General features: G+C 73.3%; 2 protein-coding genes and 2 pseudogenes. All 4 read right to left on the bottom strand.

Features of this window, described 5'->3' with window-relative positions; all coding sequences use genetic code 11:
• A pseudogene (locus KBX53_RS25315) lies at nt 1–170 on the bottom strand (amidohydrolase); the annotation flags it as partial.
• Nucleotides 167–976 (bottom strand): metal-dependent hydrolase, encoded by an 810-nt coding sequence (locus tag KBX53_RS25310; protein WP_210862013.1) that lies wholly within the window; start codon nt 974–976, stop codon nt 167–169. The gene KBX53_RS25310 and the pseudogene KBX53_RS25315, both read right to left, overlap by 4 nt.
• A 103-nt stretch (nt 977–1079) precedes the next feature.
• The gene (locus tag KBX53_RS25305; protein WP_036410768.1) at nt 1080–2705 is read right to left on the bottom strand and encodes a serine/threonine-protein kinase; all 1626 of its coding nucleotides are present in this window, start codon (nt 2703–2705) and stop codon (nt 1080–1082) included.
• A 119-nt stretch (nt 2706–2824) separates the two neighbouring features.
• Nucleotides 2825–3864, bottom strand: a pseudogene (locus KBX53_RS25300) (hypothetical protein); the annotation flags it as partial.

Genomic DNA, 3864 nt, shown 5'->3' with positions numbered 1-3864 from the left:
GTGCCGACCAGCGGCCCGGCGGCGTCGAAGTAGGCCCACACCCGACGCAGCAGTCGCGGCGGCAGGAAGTGCACGTGCACGTCGGCGAGGCCCGGCAGCCCCAGCGCGCGGCAGAACTCCGGTACGCGCTCGTCGGCGACCGGCGGGACGACCGGCGCCGGACCGGTCATATCTCGATGTCGAATCGGCTCAGCACCGAGGGCGCGACCAGGCCGACGGTGGCGAGCGCCGAGACGGCGGTCAGCGCGATGCGCATGCCGACCACCTCGGCCTTGCTGCCGACGCGCAGGGCGATGCGGTTCGGCAGGCCGATCATCATCCACATGCGCCGCTTGATCGGGATCGGCCAGAGGATCGGCACGCCGGCACGGGTGATCATGTCGCCGAGGATGTGCACGAAGCAGCCCACGCCCAGCGCGGTGCCGATCAGCGGATAGCCGCGTCCGCCCGGCAGGTTGGCGTAGGTGAACCAGGCCGCCCCGGCCGACGCGAGAGTGATGATCACCCAGCCGGCCCGCTCGGCCCACTCATCGAACAGCCCGCGCAGCGCCAGGCCGAACATGAAGAACAGGATGGTGATGACGGCCCACTTGCCGTACGCGGCGCAGAGCGCGGTGGTGCCCCAGCCGACCAGCACGGTGAACGGCAGCGTGTGGGTCAGCGTCCGGTGCCCGTTGTTGCGGCGCGGATCCTTGCTGAGCTTCGTGGCGTAGTAGACCCCGAGGGAGATCTTTTCCATCACCTCGGCGGCGAAGAGCGAGAAGACCCCGAAGGTACGGGCCACGGTGGCCCCACCCTGGTTCTTGGTCACCTTGCCCGACATGTCGAGGTCGGGGAAGAGCGCGCCACCGGCGCACACCGCGGTGCCCACCGCCAACGCGAGCGGCGACTGGTGGTAGTCGGCGAACTGCTCCAGTGCCCAGGAGCCAGCCAACCACACCGCCGCGCCGGACAGCGCGTGTTGCGGTCCCATCATCTCGGCTCACCCTCCCCAAGGATCTTGAGCGCCCAAAACTACGCCACTGTAGTCAGCCTCAGCGCCGCAGGGGCATCACCCGTCAGGTCCACATCGGACGGAGTTACGGGGTGGGGGTGAAGCTCTGCCGGATCATCGGCAAGTATGCCGCGTTGACCTGCCAGTCGAACTCTTCTGTCAACCAGGAGACGGTGTACGAGCGGCCCGCCGACGTGTTGATCAGCAGCCGGAAACTGTGCACCGCAACGCCGAGGGCGTTCAGCCAGCCGCACTCCCACACCGCGCCGCCCTCGAAGATGTCCATCGCGGAGATGTCCACCTTGCGATAACCCGGCAACGCCGCGCTCGTGGTCAACCGCGACTCCTCGGCCTTCCAGTACGCCACCGGATCCGCGCGGGCCGGACCCGCCTCGACGCTGAGCACCCGGGACCCGCTGGACCTGCGGAAGCAGGTCACCGGACCTTCGGTCCAGCGCGCCCAGCCCACCGGCGCGGCGATCCGGAACCCGGTCGGGTCGTCGTGCCAGGTCCACCCCTCGGGCAGCCGGTATCTCGCGTCGGCCGGCGGGGACACCGACACCACCGGGGTGGCCGACGGTGGCGGGGACGACGCGCAGGCGAACGCCGCCGGCCGGTGGGTCGGTGCGCCGCCACCCGCGCCGGACGGTGGGGTCCGCTCATCGTGCCGATCGACCAGGGCCAGCGTGACGCCGCCCGCGACGAGCAGGGCCGCCGCCGCACCGCCCAGGGCGATCAGGCGGCGGCGCCGGACGGTCCGGCGCGGTGGGCGCGGGGTCTGCGTCGCCGGTTCGTCCGACGGAGGCGCCGGTTCGACCGGGTGGGGCGTGCTCGCCCGGCCGGCGCTGCGGACCGCCGCGACCGCCGCCGACCGGGCCGGCGCGGCGGGCTCGTCGGGGCTCGCCGCGGCGCTGCGCAACAGCGGCTCCACCTCGAGGGCGGTCAGCCGCCGCCAGGGGTCCCGCTGCAACAGGCCGGTGAGGACGGGACGCAACGGGCCGGCCCGACGCATCGGGTCAGGTGGTTCGGTGGCCAGTGCGCTGAGCGTCGCCATGGCGCTCGACCTCGCGTACGGTGACTGCCCCTCGACCGTCGCGTAGAGCGTCGCGCCCAGCGACCACATGTCGGTACGCGCGTCGGACACCCCTTCGCGGGCCCGCTCCGGCGCGACGAACTGCGGTGAGCCGAGCACCGTGCCGGGCCCGGTCATCGTGCCGTCGCCGCCGTCGAAGGTGGCCAACCCGAAGTCGGTGAGCATCACCCGCCCGTCGTCGGCCACGAGCACGTTGTGCGGCTTCACATCGCGGTGCAGCACCCCGGCGGCGTGCGCGGCCCGCAACGCGGCGAGCACCGCCAGCCCGATCCGGGCGGTGCGCGGCGGACTCAGTGGCCCTTCGGCGCTGATGATCTGCTGCACCGACCGGGATGGCACGTACTCCATCACGATCCAGGGGCTGTCCCGGTCGTGCACCACGTCGTAGAGGCGGACCACGTTGGGATGGTTGAGCCGGGCGGCGGTGCGTGCCTCCCGCAGGGTGCGCAGCCGCAACTCCGCACGTTCGGTCTCGGCCAGCCAGGACGGCGGCACGACCTCCTTCAGCGCCACGTCGCGGTGCAGCATCTCGTCGCGAGCAAGCCACACCCGGCCCATTCCGCCGGTGCCGACCAGGTCGAGCAGCCGGTACCGACCCGCGATCAGCAACTGATGCACGGTCGCTCCCCCTCGGTCACCCCGGGATCCACGATAGCCACCAATGTCGGCTTTCTCATCCACTGTGCGGCCTCGATCCAGACCGGACGGTGGTCCGGATCATGGCCATACGGTGCAGGTCAGCGGGGTGGTCGGAAACTCTTTCGCACCATTTCCCAGTCGCCGGCCGCCCCGGTCCAGTCCTCGTCGAAGGTGATCCAACCCAGCGTCCAGCGGTCGGCGCCGAGGGTCTGCTGGCGGGCGCGCAGCCACCGCCCGTGCGGTGTCTGCCAGCGACACTCCCACTCGGCGGCGCCGTCGCCGGTGGCGAGCCGGATCTCGTCGTACCCGGGCAGGGCCCCCGCCGCGGCTGCCTTGTCGCGGAGGGCCCGCACCCGCTGCAACGGGTCGACAGCGCCGCCCTCGGCGACGCTGAAGGCCCGGCCGGTCGCCGGGTCCTGGAAGCACACCACAGTGCCGTCGCGGGAGGTCCACCACGTCGCCGGTACGGAGACCCGGAATCCGGTGACGTCGGCGTACCAGATCCAGCCGGGCGGCGGTTGGAACCCGTCGCCCGCGCTCGGAGTGCCGGCCCGTACGGGCGTCCCGACGATGTCCGGGCGGACACACGCGAACGGGGGTGGGGGAACACCGCGTCCCCTCGGCAGCGGGCCGGGACCGAGCGGCCCGGCGCCCGGCGTCGGAGAGGACCACCCGGTGACGTCGCCGGGCTTGTCACCGGTGACGGTCAGTGCGGTGCCGACGCCGGCCACCACGGCCACCAGCAGCGCCACGGCGACCACCGCCACCCGGCGCGCGGTACGCCCGGCGGCGGACGGGTCCGGTGCGGGGGAGGCAGCACCGGCTTCCGTCGCGGCCGGGTCGGGCAGCGGAATGGTGGGGTCGAGGTCGTCGGCGGCGGTGCCCGGGTCGAGCACCCCCGGCGCCGGCCCGTCGGCCGAGGGGCGGTCGGTCACCGCCGGTGGGTCGGCCCGGCCGCCCGCTGCCGTCCTGAGCAACCGACGGGCCGCGTCGTGGCCGAGGCGGTCGTCCGGGTTGCGGCGGAGCAGCCCGTGCAGCACCGGCGCGAGCGCGCCGGCGTGCGGGGCCGGGTCCGGCGGACCGGCGGCCAGCGCGCTCAGGGTGGCCATCGCGGTGCTGCGGGCGTACGGGGACTGCC

The sequence above is a fragment of the Micromonospora sp. M51 genome (assembly GCF_018070305.1).
GTDB classification, from domain to species: domain Bacteria; phylum Actinomycetota; class Actinomycetes; order Mycobacteriales; family Micromonosporaceae; genus Micromonospora; species Micromonospora parva.
Note: the sequence above shows the minus strand (reverse complement) of the source record. Positions and strands in the feature narration are given on the sequence as shown.

Coding starts and splice junctions, on each gene's coding strand:
- KBX53_RS25310 (WP_210862013.1), bottom strand. CDS start 976: ATGATGGGACCGCAACACGCGCTGTCCGGCGCGGCGGTGTGGTTGGCT.